Source organism: Hymenobacter amundsenii, from assembly GCF_002204745.1.
Taxonomy (GTDB): Bacteria; Bacteroidota; Bacteroidia; order Cytophagales; family Hymenobacteraceae; genus Hymenobacter; species Hymenobacter amundsenii.
On sequence record NZ_NIRR01000035.1, the window covers coordinates 1 to 17,793 of the forward strand.

General features: G+C 62.5%; 17 protein-coding genes. 7 read left to right on the top strand and 10 right to left on the bottom strand.

All coding sequences use genetic code 11. From position 1 onward, the window contains the following. Positions 1–192: 192 nt before the first annotated feature. Positions 193–1,317, top strand: coding sequence for a CaiB/BaiF CoA transferase family protein (locus CDA63_RS16310; protein ID WP_242434710.1), 1,125 nt, complete (start codon positions 193–195; stop codon positions 1,315–1,317). 146 nt (positions 1,318–1,463) lie between these two features. Then, the gene (locus tag CDA63_RS16315) at positions 1,464–2,315 is read left to right on the top strand and encodes a hypothetical protein (RefSeq protein ID WP_242434711.1); all 852 of its coding nucleotides are present in this window, start codon (positions 1,464–1,466) and stop codon (positions 2,313–2,315) included. Between the two features lie 65 nt (positions 2,316–2,380). Here CDA63_RS16315 and trpS read toward each other — a convergent pair whose 3' ends face one another. From trpS to CDA63_RS16355, 8 genes are all read right to left on the bottom strand, one after another. Next, a complete protein-coding gene (trpS, locus tag CDA63_RS16320; RefSeq protein WP_088465528.1) occupies positions 2,381–3,358 on the bottom strand; it encodes a tryptophan--tRNA ligase in 978 nt (325 codons plus the stop codon). 10 nt (positions 3,359–3,368) lie between these two features. Continuing rightward, positions 3,369–4,016, bottom strand: a complete 648-nt coding sequence (locus CDA63_RS16325) for a hypothetical protein (protein WP_088465529.1) — start codon at positions 4,014–4,016, stop codon at positions 3,369–3,371. 28 nt (positions 4,017–4,044) lie between these two features. Further along, complete coding sequence (locus tag CDA63_RS16330) at positions 4,045–4,797, bottom strand: queuosine precursor transporter (protein WP_088465530.1); 753 nt, start codon at positions 4,795–4,797, stop codon at positions 4,045–4,047. 171 nt (positions 4,798–4,968) lie between these two features. After that, complete coding sequence (locus CDA63_RS16335; protein WP_088465531.1) at positions 4,969–5,886, bottom strand: ribonuclease Z; 918 nt, start codon at positions 5,884–5,886, stop codon at positions 4,969–4,971. A gap of 96 nt (positions 5,887–5,982) precedes the next feature. Then, positions 5,983–6,357, bottom strand: coding sequence for an STAS domain-containing protein (locus CDA63_RS16340; protein ID WP_019947928.1), 375 nt, complete (start codon positions 6,355–6,357; stop codon positions 5,983–5,985). A 102-nt stretch (positions 6,358–6,459) separates the two neighbouring features. Continuing rightward, positions 6,460–7,290 carry a DUF4198 domain-containing protein gene (locus tag CDA63_RS16345; RefSeq protein ID WP_088465532.1) on the bottom strand — a complete coding sequence of 277 codons (831 nt, stop codon included), beginning with the start codon at positions 7,288–7,290 and terminating at the stop codon, positions 6,460–6,462. A gap of 152 nt (positions 7,291–7,442) precedes the next feature. Beyond that, positions 7,443–9,287 (bottom strand): glycosyltransferase, encoded by a 1,845-nt coding sequence (locus CDA63_RS16350; protein WP_088465533.1) that lies wholly within the window; start codon positions 9,285–9,287, stop codon positions 7,443–7,445. Between the two features lie 168 nt (positions 9,288–9,455). Next, entirely contained in the window at positions 9,456–11,276 is a 1,821-nt protein-coding gene (locus CDA63_RS16355) for an alpha-amylase family glycosyl hydrolase (RefSeq protein WP_242434712.1), read from the bottom strand. A 240-nt stretch (positions 11,277–11,516) separates the two neighbouring features. On the opposite strand from CDA63_RS16355, the gene CDA63_RS16360 reads away from it, so the two are divergent. Genes CDA63_RS16360 through CDA63_RS16370 form a run of 3 tightly spaced genes read left to right on the top strand, consistent with a single transcriptional unit; the run spans position 11,517 to position 13,440 of the window. Then, entirely contained in the window at positions 11,517–11,906 is a 390-nt protein-coding gene (locus CDA63_RS16360; protein WP_126546904.1) for a DUF6960 family protein, read from the top strand. A 42-nt stretch (positions 11,907–11,948) separates the two neighbouring features. Beyond that, on the top strand, positions 11,949–12,890 hold the full coding sequence (locus tag CDA63_RS16365; RefSeq protein WP_165768346.1) for a 2OG-Fe(II) oxygenase: 942 nt from the start codon (positions 11,949–11,951) through the stop codon (positions 12,888–12,890). Further along, positions 12,775–13,440 (top strand): WD40 repeat domain-containing protein, encoded by a 666-nt coding sequence (locus CDA63_RS16370; RefSeq protein ID WP_088465536.1) that lies wholly within the window; start codon positions 12,775–12,777, stop codon positions 13,438–13,440. The genes CDA63_RS16365 and CDA63_RS16370 overlap by 116 nt, the downstream gene beginning before the upstream one ends. A gap of 5 nt (positions 13,441–13,445) precedes the next feature. Here the strand turns inward: CDA63_RS16370 and CDA63_RS16375 are convergent, their stop codons facing one another. Further along, entirely contained in the window at positions 13,446–14,795 is a 1,350-nt protein-coding gene (locus CDA63_RS16375) for a YfcC family protein (protein WP_088465537.1), read from the bottom strand. A 218-nt stretch (positions 14,796–15,013) separates the two neighbouring features. Between CDA63_RS16375 and CDA63_RS20940 the strand changes: the two genes are divergently transcribed. Beyond that, complete coding sequence (locus tag CDA63_RS20940; protein ID WP_165768347.1) at positions 15,014–15,259, top strand: hypothetical protein; 246 nt, start codon at positions 15,014–15,016, stop codon at positions 15,257–15,259. Between the two features lie 32 nt (positions 15,260–15,291). Then, a complete protein-coding gene (locus CDA63_RS16380; RefSeq protein ID WP_165768348.1) occupies positions 15,292–16,833 on the top strand; it encodes a glycosyltransferase family 39 protein in 1,542 nt (513 codons plus the stop codon). Positions 16,834–16,911: 78 nt separating this feature from the next. Here the strand turns inward: CDA63_RS16380 and CDA63_RS16385 are convergent, their stop codons facing one another. After that, the gene (locus CDA63_RS16385; RefSeq protein WP_088465539.1) at positions 16,912–17,514 is read right to left on the bottom strand and encodes a hypothetical protein; all 603 of its coding nucleotides are present in this window, start codon (positions 17,512–17,514) and stop codon (positions 16,912–16,914) included. Between the last annotated feature and the right edge of the window lie 279 nt (positions 17,515–17,793).

Genomic DNA, 17,793 nt, shown 5'->3' on the forward strand with positions numbered 1-17,793 from the left:
GGTTGTCGAACCGCCCCGCCCCGAGCACCAGGCTGGGCGGGGCCACCGGCCAGTCGTTCCACTACATCACGTCGTGGGCGAAGGGCCAGGCAGCTTTGTCCGGCTCCGCCTTCGCTCAGAATGACGTTCTTTCTCACTACTCACTACTCACTACTCACTACTCACTACTCATCACCTCACTACTCCCTGCTCATGTCCGAACTTCCCCTCCATGGCCTGCGGGTGCTGGAACTGGCCTCCGTGCTGGCCGGCCCCCAGGTGGGCCAGTTTCTGGCCGAACTCGGGGCTGAGGTGCTCAAAATAGAGCCCCCATCCGGCGACGTGACCCGCACCTGGCGCACCGCGGCCGAAGACCCCGCCGCGCCTGTTACGGCCTATTTCAGCAGCGCCAACTGGGGCAAAACCAGCCGCGTGCTCGACCTCACCACCGAAGCCGGCCAAATCGAACTGCACGCGCTAGCTGCCACAACCGATATCGTGCTGGCCTCCTACAAACCCGGCGACGCCGAGAAGCTGGGGGCCGATTACCCTACGCTGGCGGCCCATAACCCCCGCCTGCTCTACGGCTCCATTACGGGCTACGGTCCGGCCAGCGCCCGCGCCGGCTACGATGCCGTGCTCCAGGCCGAAACCGGCTTCATGCACCTCAATGCCGCCGGCCCCGGCCAGCCGTCCCAGAAAATGCCGGTAGCCCTACTCGACATCCTGACGGCCCACCAGCTCAAGGAGGCTCTGCTGCTGGCCCTCTACCAGCGCGAGCGAACCGGCCGCGGCGCCCTGCTCGAAGTTTCGCTCCACGACAGCGCCCTGGCCTCACTGGCCAACCAGGCCGCCAGCTACCTCGTCACGGGCCAGGAGCCCCGGCCGCTGGGCTCGGGCCACCCCAGCATTGTGCCCTACGGCACCGTGTACCAAGCCGCCGATGGTACGAGCCTGTTGCTGGCCGTGGGTTCCGATGGCCAGTTCCGCCAGCTCTGTGCCGTGCTCGACCGGCCCGCCTGGGCCACCGACGCCCGGTACGCCACCAACCCCGCCCGGGTGGCCCACCGCCAGGAACTGGAAGACCAATTGCGCGTCCGCCTGGCCGAACTCGACGGCCCGGCGCTGCTGCACGAGCTGGCGCAACGGGCCGTGCCGGCCGGCGCCGTGCGTTCGGTAGGGGAGGCCCTGGCCCAGCCGGCTGCCCAGCCCATGCTGCTACCGCCCACACCTACGTTTCCTCATTCCGGCCTGCGTACGGTGGCTTTCCGCAGCACTACCTGGCCCGTGGCAGCTAGCTTAGCCGGTCCGCCCGCGTTGGGCAAGGTGAAGGAGTGAGCTGGTGAAGAACTGGCTGGCTCTTTCCAGCACCCGTATCGTTTCTCACCACTCACAAAACTTCTGGCCCGCTACCTTGCGTAGATAAGGACCCACCTTCTTCCTATCCCGCGCTTCCCCGAATCGCACCAGCCCCATGCTTCTTTATGGACGACGAAACGCCCCATACTACTATTACCAGCCCTTCGCCCGACTCCGAAACCGACGTGCACCCAACAGGGGTAAAATCGATTGATGTCAACCAGACGGGTACGCCCAACTCCGACGGCGATGCGCCTAATGCCCCCGGCGACCCGGCCGCTTCGCCCGCCGACCGCCTCAACCAGATTTTTGAAGGACTCAAACAAAAGTCGTCGGCCAAGCAGGCTATTTACCGCCAGACACTGCTCACCTTCGATATGCTGCGGCAGGTGTCGCAGGAGTTGGTGGTGGAGCTGAGTCGCCGGGTTTCGTCGGTCGATTCGTCGGTCGTGATTGAGTACCGGCCCATCAACGAAATGGAGTTCCACATCCGTTTCAGCGGCGACTTGCTGGTGTTCGTGCTACACTCCAACATTGTCACGTTTCCCGACGACTACGGCCCCATGCCCACCAAATACGTAGAATCGGACTTCCGGCGGCGGTTTTTTGGTCACATCATGGCCTACAACTTCATGGCCGACAGCATCAAGTACCAGCGCCTCAACGACCCCGGCTACCTAGTGGGCCGGCTGCTCATCAACATCGACCAGCACTATTTCCTTGAAGGCGTGCAGCAGCTCGAACTGCCCGACAACGACATGTCGGACACGCCCGTGACTGAAGACGCGCTGCGCGTGTTCGTGGAAAGTGCCATGATTGCGGCTGTCAATAATGACTTGGTGGCCCCGCCCATGACCGACATCCAGAAAATCACCGTCAAGCAGAAGCTCGAAAACCAGCAGGTCAGCCGCGGCAGCAAAGTCGGCTTCAGCTTTTCGCGCCAAGATGCCGCACTCGTCCGCGGCATGAATGAGTAAGGGCCGAATCCGGTAAATGGTAACGTCATTCAGAGCGCAGCGAAGAATGACGTTACCATTTACCGCTACCGCCGCAGGTAGCCCACTTTCTCGCGGACTTTATTGAGCACTTCGGAGCCGTAGGCCTGGGCTTTGCGGGCGCCTTCGGCCAGCTGGCGGTCCAGTTCCGGCAGGTTCTGCATGTAGAAGGCGAATTGCTCGCGCTCCAGGGCGAACCGGGTACGGATGGCCTCGAACAGGGCCTGCTTGGCGTGGCCATAACCGTAGCCTCCGTTCAGGTAGTGCTGGCGCATTTCTGCCACCTGAGCAGGCTCGGCTACCAGCGAGAACAGCTTGAAGGTGGTATCGGTATCGGGGTTTTTGGGCGCTTCGAGGGGCGTGCTGTCCGAAACGATTGTTTTGATGGTTTTGAGCAGGGCCTTGTCGTCGACGAAAATATCGATGGTGTTGCCGTAGCTCTTACTCATCTTCTGGCCATCGACGCCGGGCACGAGCATCACCTGCTCATCGACGCGGGGCTTGGGCAGCACGAAAGTCTCGCCGTAGCGGCTGTTGAAGGCGCTGGCAATGTCGCGCGTGATTTCGAGGTGTTGCACCTGGTCTTTACCCACGGGCACCGAGTCGGCGTCGTAGAGCAGGATGTCGGCGGCCATGAGGACGGGGTAGGTGAACAGGCCCGCATTCACGTCGGAAAGCCGGTCGCTCTTGTCCTTGAAGCTGTGCGCGTTGGCTAGCATCGGGAACGGCGTGAAACACGACAGGTACCAGGCCAGCTCCGTCACCTGGGGCACATCGGACTGCCGGTAGAACAGGTTTTTGTCGGTATCAAACCCGCAGGCCAGCCAGGAAGCGGCCACGGCGTAGGTATTCTGGCGTAGCAGCTCGGCGTCGCGCACGGTCGTGAGCGAGTGCAGGTCGGCAATGAAGAGCAGCGACTGGTTCTGCGGACTTTTCGACAACTCGATGGCGGGCAGAATCGCGCCGAGCAGGTTGCCCAAATGGGGCCGGCCGGTGCTTTGGATACCGGTAAGGATGCGGGACATGGTGGGGTGTTTAGTACGGTTCGCGGGTGGGCGGCTGGGGCAATGAGCCAGTAAAGGGCTGGCCACTGTTCAGGGCCCGAATGAACGGAACGAGATTGTCGAGCGTAATCTTGCGGTCGGCGAGCAGCTTCTGCAAGTCGGGGCGGGAGCTGATGAAGGGAGCCAGGGTTTGCCGAAAGTACTTGCCAGCCCCGCTCAGCCGGTTCGCCTCTACGGGCGTGGGCTCTTCATCGTTGGGGCGCTGGAGCAAGTAGAGCGTTTGCCAGTACGAGCTGCCGACGCTCATCGTGTTGCCAACTGGCGGATTAGTCAGGTAGTATTTATACTCGTAGAGCTTCACTTGGCCACTATCGAGTAGCTGGGCGAACCCACGGGCTACTTCGGTACCGCCCAAGCCTTTACTGATGAAAAAGCCGCCCACAGGAACAAATCTGCGGTTGGCCACCTGAAAGAAAAGGACATCCTGAAGGTCCAGCTTTTCTTTCTTGGTGTTTTCGCCCCGGACAAGCAGCGTGTTTTCGTCGCGGAGCTTGATTTCGGCAGGATACCGCGTACTGTGGTTGTCTACCAGCACGTAGTACCCTGCTTCAAAAGAGCTAAACTGCGCAAACCCAAGCTGGGAAAGTAGGAGTAGGGGAAATAGCAGTAGAAGGCGCATAATAAGAACTACAGAATAAGGGGGCTAGTTAAACGGCGGCGTCGGCGTCAGCCTGCTCCTGCAACACCTCGGATTCCTCCTTGCCTAAATACCGGTCGATGAGGTAGTGGGCGAGGTAGAGCAGGGGCGTGAGCAGAATAGCCGCCGCGAATTTATACCAGTAATTGGTGTTGGCCACGCTCAGTACCTGCTCCAGCGTCCAGTTGCCGAACACGTAGAAGGCCACGAACAGCACCACCACCGAATCGACGAGTTGGGAAATGAGGGTGGAGCCGGTGGCCCGCAGCCAGATGTAGCGCCCGCCCGCCACGCGCCGAAACCACTGAAACACGCTGGCATCGAGCACCTGCCCGATAATAAAGGCCGTAACCGAGCCGATAATAATGCCCAGGCCCTGCCGGAAGATGCTCTGGTAGGCGAACTCAATGTTAAATGGCCGGCCTTGGTCGTCCTGGCTATTGACGTCGAGCCAAAACTGCGCCGGCGGTAGGCGGGTGGTGGCCAGAATCACGAGGAAGGCGTACAGAATCAGGCCCACCGTCAGGAAGCTCACTTTCAGCACGCCCGCCCGCCCAAAGTACTCATTGATGATGTCGGTGGTGATAAACACCACGGGCCAGATGATGACGCCCGCCGTGAGGTTACCGGGCAACCCAAGCAAGGCCTGCACCGAGAAAATCTTCACCCCAATAATTTCGGCCAACAGCGCATTGACCACGAAAATGCCGCTGAGCACGAGGTAGAGCTGCTGCTTTTTATGGGCGAAAGTATTGGCGGGCATAAGGAGGGGAGAGGGGAATGAGGCCCGGCAGAAGGAGCCACGAACTTGTAGCGCGAAGCTCCAGCTTCGCGTATTGCTGCTGACTTCTAAACGATTTCGTTAAACGATGCGCGAAGCTGGAGCTTCGCGCTACAGCCGTTCTGCATAGGTGCTGCGCGTGTACCGCAAACCCTATTCCGCTACCGAGAACGTGAGGCCTTCCACAGCCAGGCTGGTCCACGGAAACTGGGCCTGGGCTTCGGTCAGCAGGGGCTGCAAGTCGCGGTAGCGGCTGGAGAAGTGGCCGATGAGCAGTTGCTGCACCTCGGCCCGGCGGGCCAGCAAACCGGCCTGACGGGCCGTGCTGTGGTGGGTAACGGCGGCCCGCTCGCGCATGTCGTCCAGGAACGTGGCCTCATGGTAGAGCAAATCCACACCCTGCACCAGGTTAGCCAGCGTTTCGGTGTAGAGCGTGTCGGAGCAGAAGGCGTAGCTGCGGGCCCGTTTGGGCTCGGCCGTAACGGCGGCGTTGCGCACGAGCACCTGGCCCGCTTCATCCAGCAGGTCTTCGCCCTGGGTGAGGGCTGTGAGTTGGGCGGGCACAAGGCCGTCGGGCAGCTGGTCGGCGAGCAGGCGGCGGCGCTTGGGCTTTTCGCGGAACAGGTAGCCGCAACAGGGCACCCGGTGGCGCATGGGCAACGAATGCACCGTCAGGTTCTTGTCCTCAAAAATCAGCTGGTGGGCCGTGGTATCGACGGCCGTAAACTCCAGGGCAAAGTTGAGCTGGGAATGGGAGTGGCGCATCTGGGTGGTCAGGACCTCGTCGAGGCCGGCGGGCCCGAACAGGCGCAGCGGCTCGGTGCGGCCGGTCAGGTTCATGGTGCCCAGCAACCCGAAAAGCCCGAAGAAATGGTCGCCGTGCAGGTGGCTGATAAAAATGGTCTGGAGCCGCTGGGGCCGCAGCTTCTGGTCTAATAGCCGCCGTTGGGTACCCTCGCCGCAGTCGATGAGGTAGGGCGTGCCGTTCACGGTTAGCACCTGGGCCGTGTGGTGGCGGTCGAGAAACGGGGTGGCCGAAGCACTGCCCAGAATTTTCAGCTCAAACTCCATAAAAAGCGGTAAGCCTCAAGCTATAAGCTGCAAGCCGCAAACTGAGGTCTGAACGTCAGCTTGCGGCTTGCAACTTTTAGCTTGAGGCTAAAGAAATTATTCTTTGCTGGTGAGGTCGCGCTCGATGGCGTGGAGGAAAATCCGGTCAATGCCTTCTTCAACGGTAGGCAGGATGTGAAGTACCGATTCGAGCTTGCTGATGGTGATGAGCTTCATCACGTGGTCCTGTAAACCAGTCATCACCAGTAGGCCGCCGGTGGAGTTGCAGAGGCGGTTGGCAATCAGAATGGAGCTCAGGCCCGACGAGTCGGTGTACTTTACATTGCTCAGGTCCAGAATCAAGTTGTTGATACCCTCGGCGTTGAGCTTCACGAATTCCGATTTCAGATCGGGCGCGACGGTAGTGTCGAGCTTTTTTTCGTCAATCGTGATTATCGTGTAGGTTTCTTTTTTATCGATGGAGTACTTCATACCGCAGGTCGGTTCGGTGTTTATGGGAGTTGCGAAGGTAACAAAAAAAGCATTCGGGCGTGAAACCCGAATGAAGAACCAGAAAAGGCCTGCTAGGATTCGCTACAGCCGGTTTCGGTCAGCTAACCCGAAAGTTAGCGTGCTCCAAGTACTCTGCCAGTCGGCTTCGGTGGTAGCCGAAGCGGCTTCCAGGCGCACGGCACTTATCAGGTATTCGCCGGGCGTGGGCAAATGTAACAGCACGCGGCCATTTTGGTTACTGTAGAGCTTGGTGAGTAGCGCTGGCCCCCGGCTCCCATGTTGCCACAACCGCACCAACTGCCCCGCCACGGGCCGCCCAGTTACCAGCACCCGCACCGTGAGGGCAGCCCCCGGGCTCAACCCGTAAGGGTTTTGCTCGGGCACCAACTCCAGGGCCAAACCCACCGGCCGGCCCCAGGTGCGGGCCGTGTCGGCGGCCGAATAATGACCCGCCTGCACCAGCGTTTTGGCGCAGCGCCGGTAGGTTTCGCGGCCGGGCTCGTTCGTCTGGCCCCGTTGCTCGCGTTGGGCCAGCGCGTAGTTGAAGCCCTCTTCGCGCAGGTAAGCCGTGAACTGCGCGCCGGGCAGCGTGGCCAGCACGTTGCCGGTTTCCAGCGTCACTAAATGGGTGCCGGGCTGGCGCAATGCTACGGTGCTTTGGATGGTATCGGTGGCCGGAGCGGCGTCCGTCAGCAAGTCGGTGGGCGGCTGGCCGGGGGCGTAGTGGCGGAACGCAGTGAGGCGGGCGTTCCGGCCGGGCCAGGCAGTGCCCGCGAAGTTGTCGCCCACCAGCCGCTGCAGGTGCACGGCCGCGCCAGGCTCTACCCAGAACCGCACCGGGGCCAGCCAGAACTCGCGGGCCAGCACCGTAGTGGTGGCCAGCAGCAGCAGGAACAGCAGGGCACGTTTCATGGGGTGGCGGGCGTTGCGGTGGGCATTATTGGGCGGGCAGTACAGTTCCGGATGGCCGGCTGCGCCGACTGCAAGTCCGTCTATCGGCGGCAAGTCGTACCGCTGCAGCGGTACGACTCGCCGCCAAGCGCCCGCATACCTTTTCTCACTGCTCAGCCCCGCTCCAGCGCCAACTGGTAAGCGTGGTCGTAGTACACGCGCAGGTTTTTCCAGTCGAACATTTCGGCCGAGCTTTCCACGTTGTTGCGCTGCATGATTCGCTCGCGGCGGTTGAGCTGCACAAACTCCCAGAGCATGTCGGTGAGCTGTTCGGCGGCTTCTTCGAAGCTCTTTTCCTGGCGCTCAACCACGAAAATACCCTGATCTTCGTGCTTGGGCACGTGTTGCATCACGTAGTCGCCGAAGCCCGAGAGGTCGCTCGTGATGGCGGGCACGCCGCGGGCCACGCATTCGAGCGGCGTATAGCCCCAGGGCTCGTAGTAGCTTGGGAAAATGCCGAGGTGGCAGCCGCGCACAAATTGCCCATACTCCATGCCGAACAGGGGCGAGGCGGGCGACACGAAATCGGGGTGGTACACGATTTTCACCCGGTCGTGCTGGTTGTTCACCAGGTTTGAGCGGCGCAGAAAATTCAGGATATCGTCGTCCTGGTCGTCGATCAGGTTGTGGGTGATGACGGGGGGCAGGGCCTTGGTTTTCCAGCTTTGCAGGGTACGGCGGTAGCGCAGGCGCCAGTAATCGTCCACCATGGTGCTCAGGTCGGGCAGACGGTTATCGTCGGAAGCGGCGGCGGCGTAGAAGAGCCGCTCGCCCACCTGCCGCTCAATGGCCTCGCAGGTTTCGCGCACTTCTTCCAGCACCGCCCGGCTCTGCAACACCTGCGGATTGATGCTGTGGAAGGGCCGCTTGGTGATAAAAAACATGACCACGTTGATTTCCAGCCCGCTTTGCTGCAAGCGGTAGTTGAGCCGGGCCAGGGCTTCCAGGGTCAGGTCGAAGCCCTTGTTGTGGTACTCGTAGCGCCCGCTCGTGAACAGGTACAGTGTCTTGTCGAGCTCAAACGAGTAGCTCTGGAAGAAGTGCGCCATCACGAACTCGTGAATCTTGGTTTTGTACTGCTGGTGCAGGTTTTGGAACTCGTGCAGGGCCACGAACCGCTCAATGTTGAGGCCGTTGGGCAATACGGCGTCCGGAATCCGGTCGAGCAGGTAAATGCACTCGCGCACCGTCAGCTCACTCACCGTCGTGAACACGTGGGCGCCGTGGGCGGCGGCGCGCTCCATCGTCACGGCCGGCTCGATGTTAAAGTGCCGGGCCTCGGCCTGCCACTCCACCTGCATGAGGTGGTCGTAGAAATTGGGGTCGTTCATGGCCAGGTAGCGGCCAAGCAGGGTGGCGTGGGTCGTGAACACGAGGTGAGCCGGTACCTGCTCGCGGCGCAGGGCCGGAATGGCCACGCCGGTCATCCACTCGTGGAAGTGGGCCACCAGGCGCTGGGGCGGCACTACTTCGGCCGCCAGAATAGCCAAAAAGGTCTTCGTCAGCTCCCCGAAGGCCACCACCTGATGCAGCAAATCGTCGGCGGCAGGCACCGGAATATGGTGGTGCTCCCAGAGGTTGGACTTGAGCTCATCGAGGCGCGGATACAGCTGGAACGGGTCGATGAGCACGACCCGGGGCCGGCCGGTGATGAGCCAGATGCCCAACTGCACCTCGTAGCCCTGGGCCCGCATGGCGCGCACGGCCCCGGCAAACGGGTCGGTGCACTCGGCCAACTGCTCTTCGGTGTAGGGCTCGAACTCGCTCTGGGCCTGCTGGGCGAAGTAAGGCCCCAGCAAGCAGTACCGGTCGCCCCAATCCTGCATGGTGGCGGGCACTTTGCTGCGGATAACGGTGTAAATGCCGCCTACCTGATTGCAGACTTCCCAGGCGACTTCCACGAGTAGGGCATCGGGGGCAACGGCAGGAGCGGGGGCAGCGGGTACGGAGTGGGGCATAAAGGGCAGGAAATATCAGAAATGGAGCTACAGGCGCTCAGTTGCAAGCTACAAGCTTTCTTCTGAGTGGCAAACTAGGAGCTGCAAGCTATCAGCCCCAAGCCGCAAGCCGACGTTCGAACATCAGTTCGCGGCTTGGGGCTTGGGGCTGATAGCTTGCAGCTCAAACTACGCTTCCTGCGAAATAATGAGGACTGAATACGGGGCCAGGCCGAAGGTGCCGTGGAAGGGCTGGTCGTCGTAAATGCCGGTTTCGGCTTGGCAATCCACGCTTTCGTAGTTGCCGAACTCCTGGTCGTAACCGGCCCAGTCGGAGTTAAAGCGCACCCGCCAGCGACCCTGGCGGGGCAGGCCGAGGCGGTAGTTTTCGTGGGCCCGGTCGGCAAAATTGCACAGCACCACCGTGGTGTCGCCGGGGCCGCCCTGGTCGCGGCGGATGAAGGCCAGCACTTTGTCTTCTTCGTTGATGTGATGCACCTCCACGTGCTGGCCCAGCAGGCCACGGGTGTGGCCTGCAAAGTTGCGCCGGAGCGCAATCAGGTCGCGGTAGAGGCGCACGAGGCCGGCGTGCTCATCGCCCCGGGCCCAGTCGAGGGGCAGGTCGTCGGAGAAGGAGCCGTCGGCGAGCATGGGTTGGCCCTGGAAAATCATCGGGATGCCGGGCACCGTGAGTACTAGCGCCGCGCCGAGGGTCGAGCGTTTCTTCGGAAACCACGACGCCGCTTCGCCCGGCATGATTTCCTCGGGCACCCGGGCTTTGCCGTTGGCCACTTCGTCGTGGCTTTCGGTGTACACCACTCGCTGGAAGGCTTCGTGGTTGTAGCAGTAGCCCACGGCCTCGGCCACGGCCGCCATGCTGCGGTCGGCGTCGTCGGGGGTCGTCAGGGCGTCGCGGATGGGGTACACGAAGCGGGCATCCCACTGCGTAGAAAAACCCTGGCCGCCTTCCTCAGGGGTGCGGGTTATGTACTCGTTGCCCAGCAAGTCCTCGGCAATCATGATTTTCCAGGGCATTTTGGCCCGTACCTCCTCATTGATCCACTTCATCAGGCTCCAGCCGTCGGGTAGGTCGTGGTCGGGGTCGGTGGTGCCGTTCACGTTGCGGATATGGGCAATAGCGTCACAGCGCAACCCATCCACGCGGTAGTCTTCGAGCCACATCAGGGCGTTGTCGCAGATATAGCGGCGCACGGCTTCGCGGCCGTAATCGGGGCGGTTGTGGCCCCAGGGCGTCTCGGCCCGCCAGTCGTTGTAGAAGTAGATGCCGCCGCCGCCGTCTTCCTGCCAGCCATCAAACTGCCACAAATCCAGGTCGCCGGGCCCGAAGTGGTTGTACACCACATCCAGAATCACGGCTATGCCGCGGCGGTGGGCCTGCTTAATGAACTCCATGAAACCCGTGGGCCCGCCGTAGTCGGTTTCGATGGCGAAGGGGTGGGCGGGGTTGTAGCCCCAGCTCAGGCTGCCCGGAAACTCGGTGGCGGGCATAATCTCGATGGCGTTGATGCCCAGCTCGCGCAGATAATCGAGCTTCTCAATTACGTCGTAGAACGTGCCGGGCCGCTCGGGGTCGGGCCGGTAGAAGGTGCCCACGTGCAGCTCGTACACCACCAGCTCGTTCCAGGCCGGCATCTGAAACTGGTCGTCTTCCCAATCGAAATCGGGGTCGAAAACGAGGGAGTTGCCGGCCGAATTCGTGACTTCGCGGGCGTAGGGGTCGTTTTTGGTGAGTTCGCCGTGCGGGGTAGTGAGGTGGAACTTGTACTCGGCACCAGGCCCGAGGTCGGCGAAATCGGCGGCCCAGTAGCCCTCAGTTTCGAGGCGGAGCGGGTGGGTGGTGGCGTTCCAGTCGTTGAACGGGCCCACCAGGGCCACGGCCGTGGCGGCCGGGGCCCAGACGCGAAACGTTGTGCCGCCGGCGTGGGGGCGGGCTCCCATGCCGCCCTGCAAGGCGGGGGCGGCGGGAGTGGAAGTAGCAGTTGTTGGCATTGAATAAAGAGCAGAGAGCAACGGCCGGACCCCGGCCACTCACTGCTTCTAATACTACCCAGATGAAGCCAAGGTTATCGGGGCCGGTAACTGCTTGTTTATGAAACTACTGCATGGTGGCGGCGTGGGCCACGATTGTAACTGCCGCTACGCCGGCCGCCGGCCGCGTAGCTTTGCGCCGAACCTGCGCGGCCTGTTGGCGGTTATCGGGTTTCTTTCACGCCCTAACCCCGCTTGCCCGTGCCCCGCCCCAAACCAGTGGTGTTCGGCCTCTACGGCTGGACGCCCGACTACGGCTACTCCTACATCCACCCCGCCAACCGCCGCTCCTTCGAGTGGCTGGAACCGTTGGGCAAGGTGTTCGAAAAGATTGACGAAACGGAAGAATGGATCATTCTGCGCTACGACGAGCAGCAGTTCTTCGTCAGCCCCGAGCTGTTCAAGGAGCTCTACCAAAAGCCCTCCTTCAGCTTCGGCGACACCGTGAAAACCACCGCCCCACCCACCCACCAAGGTCTCATCTCCGACGTGTTTTTCGACGAGCGGGCCGACACGTACCAGTTTCAGCTGGTCGAGAAAAAGAGCAAGGTCCAGCGCGTGTTCGAGGTCGAGGAGTTGCAGTTCGTGTAACCATAGATGGGCCTGGAAGCAAGCAGTTTCCTCTCCGCCGCTATGGCCGCGCAACCGCAGTGCCGGCACTTGCTACCCGGCAGTGAGCTGGTATGCTTTATTGTTCCCGGGGCGTTTTCGGGCGCGGCCTGTGCGCAGTTGCTGACGGCACAGGTAAAAGCCGATTTTCGGAGTGCCCACACCCATTACCCCACCTATTACCGCAACAACGACCGGCTGGTAGTCGATAGCGAGGCGCTGGCGGGGCAGCTGTTACAGACCATTGCGGCGGTGCTCCCGCCGCAGCTCCCGGCTGATGAGCCTGGCGGGCCGCCCTGGAATCTGCGGCAGCTCAATACCCGCCTGCGCTTCTGCCGGTACTCGGCCGGACAGTATTTCCATCGCCACCTGGATGGGGTTTATCACCAGTCGGCCACGGTGCAGTCGCGGCTCACGTTCATGATTTACCTGAACGATGCGGCCGAGTTCAGCGGGGGGCGCACGCTGTTTTACCGCTCCAAAGACGACGCAGCCATCTGGGCGGCCTATACCCCCGCGCAGGGCGACTTACTGGTATTCGACCACCGCATCTGGCACGAAGGCGAGGAGTTGGAGGAGGGCGAGAAATTCGTTCTGCGCAGCGAGATTCTCTACGAAAGAGAACTACCGCCACCGGCCGCCGCTTCTTTGGCAACTTTTGCCACCGGGCACCTGGGGTATATTTGGCAGGTGTTGCCCTTTGGGGAAGGCGTGGTGAGTGCGGGCCGGGACACCGTTATCAAGGTCTGGGATGGGGCAGGTGCTTGCCTGCAACAGCTGCACGGGCACCAAAACTCCATCCTGAGTTTGTGTCAGCTCAACGCAACTACCCTGCTGTCGGCGCCGGGATATGACCATCAGGGTGTGGCAGGGGGAGTACGGGCAGTTTCAGCTGGCCGCCATCCTGCAACCCCACGCCGCTACCATTCTCTGCGTTGCCCGCCTCTCCGATACGCTGTTCTGTAGCAGTGCCGCCGATGGGCTAATAAAAGTAAGTGACCTGACGGGCGTAGTACAACATACGCTGACCGGGCATACTGATTGGGTCTGGCAGGTGCTGCCGCTAGCCGATGACGAGCTGGTTTCCGCCTCCGAGGACGGCACGCTGAAACGCTGGAACTGGCGGCTAGGAACGTGTACCGGAACTATCGCCACTGGCCTGCCGCCGGTGCACGCGCTGCTGTTCGATTCAGCCCAGAACCGGCTTATTTGCGGCAATCAGGCGGGGGAGCTGCAGGTGTGGCAGCGCAGCCCGGACGGGCAGGGCTGGCGGCTGGCTTACAGCGTGTTGGCGCATCGGGGTATCGTGCGCACGTTGGCCTGGGTGGCCGATGGCCAGTTAGCTAGTGGGGGCGAGGATAACAAGGTGAAAATCTGGAACCTGGCCGCGGGGCACTGTGAACAGGAAATGACGCACGCTGATTTTGTGCAGTCGGTGGCGTGGCTGTCGGCGCGGCGGCAGCTCATCAGCGCCTCCTATGATGGTGCGCTGAAAGTCTGGCCGTTGGCTGGATAGGTGGTTTATACCCCTACCACAATTCCCGTTACAATGGCCGCCGCGCCTAGGGCCAGCAGCAGCAGGTAGAGCGGGAGCACAAAGCGCCACCACTCATCAAACCGCACACCGCAGGCGGCCACGATGGCCATCAGGGCGCCGTTGGTGGGCGTGATAAGTTCGCACAGGCCCGCCCCGTACTGGTAGGCCAGCACCGTGACCTGGCGCGAGAGGCCGATGAGGTCGGAGAGGGGCACGAGCAGGGGCATCGTGAGCACGGCCTGGCCGCTGACCGAGGGAACCGGCAGGTGCAACGCCGTGTGCACGCCCATCATGCCCAGGGCCGCCACCCAGGCTGGCAGTCCCGCCAGCGGTGCCGAGAGGGCATTGACGATGGTATCGACAATCTGGCCCTGCTCCAGGACTACGAAAATGGCGCGGGCAAACCCGATGAGCAACGCCGAAAAGGCAATGTCGCGGAAGCCGGCAATGAAACCCTCGGCCGTGCCCGTGAGGCCCAGGCCGCCCACGAGGCCGGCTACCACGCCGAGCGCGAAAAACAGGGCCGCCATCTGCTCGAAATCCCAGCCTAGCTTGAGTACCCCATAGGCGAAAAAGGCGAAGGCACCCAGCAGCAGCGCCAGCACCAGCCCGTGGTTGCGCCCGGCTACGAGCGTACCGTTGGGGTCGGCCACCTCGCTGGTTTCGGGCGTTACGCGGTGGCGCTGGGCGTAGCGCATGGTGCCGCCGATCCAGATAACCAGGGCCAGCACCAGGAACACCAGCCGGAAGCCGCCACCCGAAAGCAGCGGCAGCTGGGCCAGTTTCTGGGCAATGCCCACCTGAAACGGATTGAGCGGACTGAACGCCGCGCCCACCGCCGCCGACCCGATGCTGACCGCCGCCGCCGTAACCGTAGGGTAGCCGATGCGGCGCATCAGAATCAGCAGCACTGGCACCAGGGGCACGATTTCCTCCTGCATATTTTCCAGCGCCCCCATCGTGGCAAAGAGCACCGAAATGATCGGAATTACGACGGCTTCGCGCCCCCGGAACCGCTCCAGCAGCCAGTCGACGCCCCGGCGCAAAGCGCCCGTCAGGTCAACCACCGTGAAGGCCCCGCCGGCTAGGAACACCAGGAAAATCACGGCCGCCGCATCAATCAGGCCTTTGGGGATGTCCACGATGGCCTGCAAGGGGCTAACGGGCGTGGCGGGCACGCGGTGGTAGGAGCCGGCCACCACCACGTCGCGGCCGGTGGCGGCATCGGGGTGGCGCTCGAATACGCCGGCCGGCAGCACGTAGCTCAGCAGGCACGCCAGCAAAATGAACCCCACCAGAAGCACCAGCGGGTGCGGAAAGCGAATCGTCTTCATGGGGCGAAGGTAAGAGGTGCAGAAGAACGGGTCATGCTGAGCGTAGCGTAGCGGAGTCGAAGCATCTCTACCGCTTCGTTGCAGTCGACAGAATTACTACTGCGGTAGAGATGCTTCGACTGCGGCTGCGCCTTCGCTCAGCATGACCCGTTCTTCTGCGCCTCTTTACTCTCTCACCCCATCACCTCTCCTCCAGCCCCCGTACCTTTGCCTTGCCCATGAAGTACGCCGATTTCAAACTGCTGAATATGTACCGCCAGACCGAGCACCTGCACCAGCACGGGCGGCTGCTGGCCGAGCGGCGCGAAGACAGCTTCCGGCTGCAGCTGTTCGCGGTGGGCGACTTCTACGCCGAGGAATGGCGCGAGTCGGGCAACGAGCACCTGCTTTTCATCCACCTGTTCCGGCACCCCGCCGGCCTGCACGATTATCTCGACTCCATCCGGCTGCCTCGGGACTGGTAGCTTTTATATCAGCAACCAACTATATTGAGCGGGTGAAAGAATCCCGCGTGCTTCCCGTCCTGCTGGCTTCGGTCAAGTTTGCATCTGGCTACCTGCTGGCCAGCCGGGCCTACGAACTGCACCGCGACGAGTATCTGTACCTCGATTACGGCCGCCACCTGGCCTGGGGCTACCTCGAAGTGCCGCCCCTCACGGCCCTGCAAAGCTGGGTTACGCTGGCGCTCGGCGGCAGCTGGTTCTGGGTGAAATTCTGGCCCCTGCTCTGGGGCAGCCTTACGATATACGTGGTGGGGCGGGCCGTGCAGCGGCTGGGCGGCGGCCCCTGGGCCGTGGCGCTGGCCGGCCTGAGCTTCCTGCTGGGCGCGTATGCCCGGCTCAACTTCCTGTTTCAGCCCAACTCGTTCGAGGTGCTGGCTTTCACGGCCATGTGCTACTGGCTGATTCGCTACGTGCAGGAGCCCGCCCCGCGCTGGCTCTACGCCACCGGGGTGCTGCTGGGGCTGGCGTTGCTGAACAAGTATTCGGCCCTGTTTTTCGGGGCGGCGCTGGTGGGGGCACTGCTGCTTACGCCCCTACGGCAGGTGCTGGCCACGCGGGCGTTCTGGCTGGGCGCGGGGCTGGCGCTGCTGCTGTGGCTGCCCAACCTGAGCTGGCAGGTCGGGCACGGGCTGCCGTTTCGTCACCACATGCGGCTGCTCCACGACAGCCAGCTGGTGAACGTAACGGTGGCCGGATTCTGGAAAAGCCAGCTGGTGATGAACCTGGGTAGCCTGTGGGTGTGGGTGGCCGGGCTGCTGGCGTTGCTGCTGCGTCCGGCGTGGCGGCCCTACCGGGCGGTGGGGTTGGTGTACGTAGGCGCACTGCTGCTGCTGACCCTGCTGCATGGCAAAGACTATTACGCCCTGGCTTACTACCCCATTCTGTTGGCCGCCGGGGCCGCGTGGTGGGAGCAATGGCTAAGCAGCCGCCCGCGCCTGGGGCGGGTGCTACGGCCGGTGCTATTGGTGCTGCCCGTGGCGCTTAGCATCCGCATATTGCCGCTGCTGTTCACCATTGAGCCGCCTACCAGTATGCTGGCCCTCGGCCAACGCTACCAGAAGCTGGGCGTGCTGCGCTGGGAAGATGGCCGCGACCACCCCTTGCCCCAGGACTACGCCGACATGCTGGGCTGGCGCGAGCTGGCCGATAAAACCCGGGCCGCCTACGAGGCCCTGCCCGCTGCGGCCCGCGCCCGCACCCTCATCCTGACGGCCAACTACGGCCAGGCCGGGGCCATTAACTACTACAACCGCCACCGGACCCTGCCGCTGGCCAACAGCTTCAACGGCAGCTACCTGTTCTGGCAGCCCGCGCCGCCGGCCGGCGGATGGGAACATATTCTGTTCGTGGATGATGCACCCAAAGCCGATTTGGCCCACCATTTCCGCTCGTTGCGGCGGGTGGGTGAAGTCCGCAACCCCTACGCCCGCGAGCGGGGCACCGTCATTCTGCTCGGCACGCACCCTGATGTCATCCTGCGCAATTATGCCCAGCAGGAGCACCGCCGCCAGCTAGCCGCGTGGGGGCAATTCTGAGGCGGCGGCCGTCGCCACCAAAAAGGTAAAAAATTCAGCCGCTGTACCCCTCTGTCAAAGTCTGCCCCAAATATCTTCTCACTTCCGCACCACGTCCACGATTTCCTCTTTTTCGAGCATGATGTTGAGGTCGTAGCGGGTGAGTTCGAGCGGGTCGGGGGCAAAGTTTTCGGGCCGGTTGAGTTCGGCTACCTGGGCTGGGCTGTCGGTTTCGTAGTTGTTGGCCAGCAGTTTCACGGCGTTGCCGGCCACGTCCTGCACTTTCCAGAGCGAGTAGTGGCCGTTGTCGGTGCGCACATGGTAAAGGTCGCCTTTGTGGGGCAGGCTGATGAACGACTGATTGGCGCGGACTTCGTTGCCCTGGGCCACCAGGTTCCAGCCCAGGCCCAGCAGCGCCAGCAGCAGCCCCGCGAAGTGCCAGCCCGGCACCCGGCTCCGCTGTTTCAGCTCCCGAAACGACTGGCGCAGGGCGGGTTCCATCTCTTTGGGCCGGATAACGAAGTGGCAGTGCTGGCATTCCGAGGCCCCGGTTTTGCCGATGGGCAGCAGCGGCAGCCAGTACAGGTGCACGTACCGCCCAAACACGCTCGTGCGCAGGGCATCGGGGGTGGCGCAGGCCGGGCAGTGGCCTTGCGCGGGCTCGGTGCGCAGGTGCGACGAATTGTAGCCGTAGATAACCATAATGCCGAAAAACAGGACCCGGTGCCCGGATTAGCGTAAGGGCCGGATGAGGCAGGAACAGCCGGGAGATATTGAGTGGTTAATATTCGGGTTTTTTACCCGAAAAACCAACGGGCTGTAGTAGCTACCGGGCTTTAAAGCAGCATCGGGGCCGCTAGCGCCGGACTAACGCGGGCTGGCCACGTCGGGGCAGTTTTAGGCAGCGTGGGGTACGGAATACCGGTTGGTAAGCCGCTCAGCAAAGCTATCTGCCCCGCTTTTCAGGCTACCTGAAGAAAG

Bases quoted from the DNA above. Each gene is read 5' to 3' on its own strand.
- CDA63_RS16310 (WP_242434710.1), top strand. From the start codon at position 193: ATGTCCGAACTTCCCCTCCATGGCCTGCGGGTGCTGGAACTGGCCTCC.
- CDA63_RS16315 (WP_242434711.1), top strand. From the start codon at position 1,464: ATGGACGACGAAACGCCCCATACTACTATTACCAGCCCTTCGCCCGAC.
- trpS (WP_088465528.1), bottom strand. From the start codon at position 3,358: ATGTCCCGCATCCTTACCGGTATCCAAAGCACCGGCCGGCCCCATTTG.
- CDA63_RS16325 (WP_088465529.1), bottom strand. From the start codon at position 4,016: ATGCGCCTTCTACTGCTATTTCCCCTACTCCTACTTTCCCAGCTTGGG.
- CDA63_RS16330 (WP_088465530.1), bottom strand. From the start codon at position 4,797: ATGCCCGCCAATACTTTCGCCCATAAAAAGCAGCAGCTCTACCTCGTG.
- CDA63_RS16335 (WP_088465531.1), bottom strand. From the start codon at position 5,886: ATGGAGTTTGAGCTGAAAATTCTGGGCAGTGCTTCGGCCACCCCGTTT.
- CDA63_RS16340 (WP_019947928.1), bottom strand. From the start codon at position 6,357: ATGAAGTACTCCATCGATAAAAAAGAAACCTACACGATAATCACGATT.
- CDA63_RS16345 (WP_088465532.1), bottom strand. From the start codon at position 7,290: ATGAAACGTGCCCTGCTGTTCCTGCTGCTGCTGGCCACCACTACGGTG.
- CDA63_RS16350 (WP_088465533.1), bottom strand. From the start codon at position 9,287: ATGCCCCACTCCGTACCCGCTGCCCCCGCTCCTGCCGTTGCCCCCGAT.
- CDA63_RS16355 (WP_242434712.1), bottom strand. From the start codon at position 11,276: ATGCCAACAACTGCTACTTCCACTCCCGCCGCCCCCGCCTTGCAGGGC.
- CDA63_RS16365 (WP_165768346.1), top strand. From the start codon at position 11,949: ATGGCCGCGCAACCGCAGTGCCGGCACTTGCTACCCGGCAGTGAGCTG.
- CDA63_RS16370 (WP_088465536.1), top strand. From the start codon at position 12,775: ATGACCATCAGGGTGTGGCAGGGGGAGTACGGGCAGTTTCAGCTGGCC.
- CDA63_RS16375 (WP_088465537.1), bottom strand. From the start codon at position 14,795: ATGAAGACGATTCGCTTTCCGCACCCGCTGGTGCTTCTGGTGGGGTTC.
- CDA63_RS20940 (WP_165768347.1), top strand. From the start codon at position 15,014: ATGAAGTACGCCGATTTCAAACTGCTGAATATGTACCGCCAGACCGAG.
- CDA63_RS16385 (WP_088465539.1), bottom strand. From the start codon at position 17,514: ATGGTTATCTACGGCTACAATTCGTCGCACCTGCGCACCGAGCCCGCG.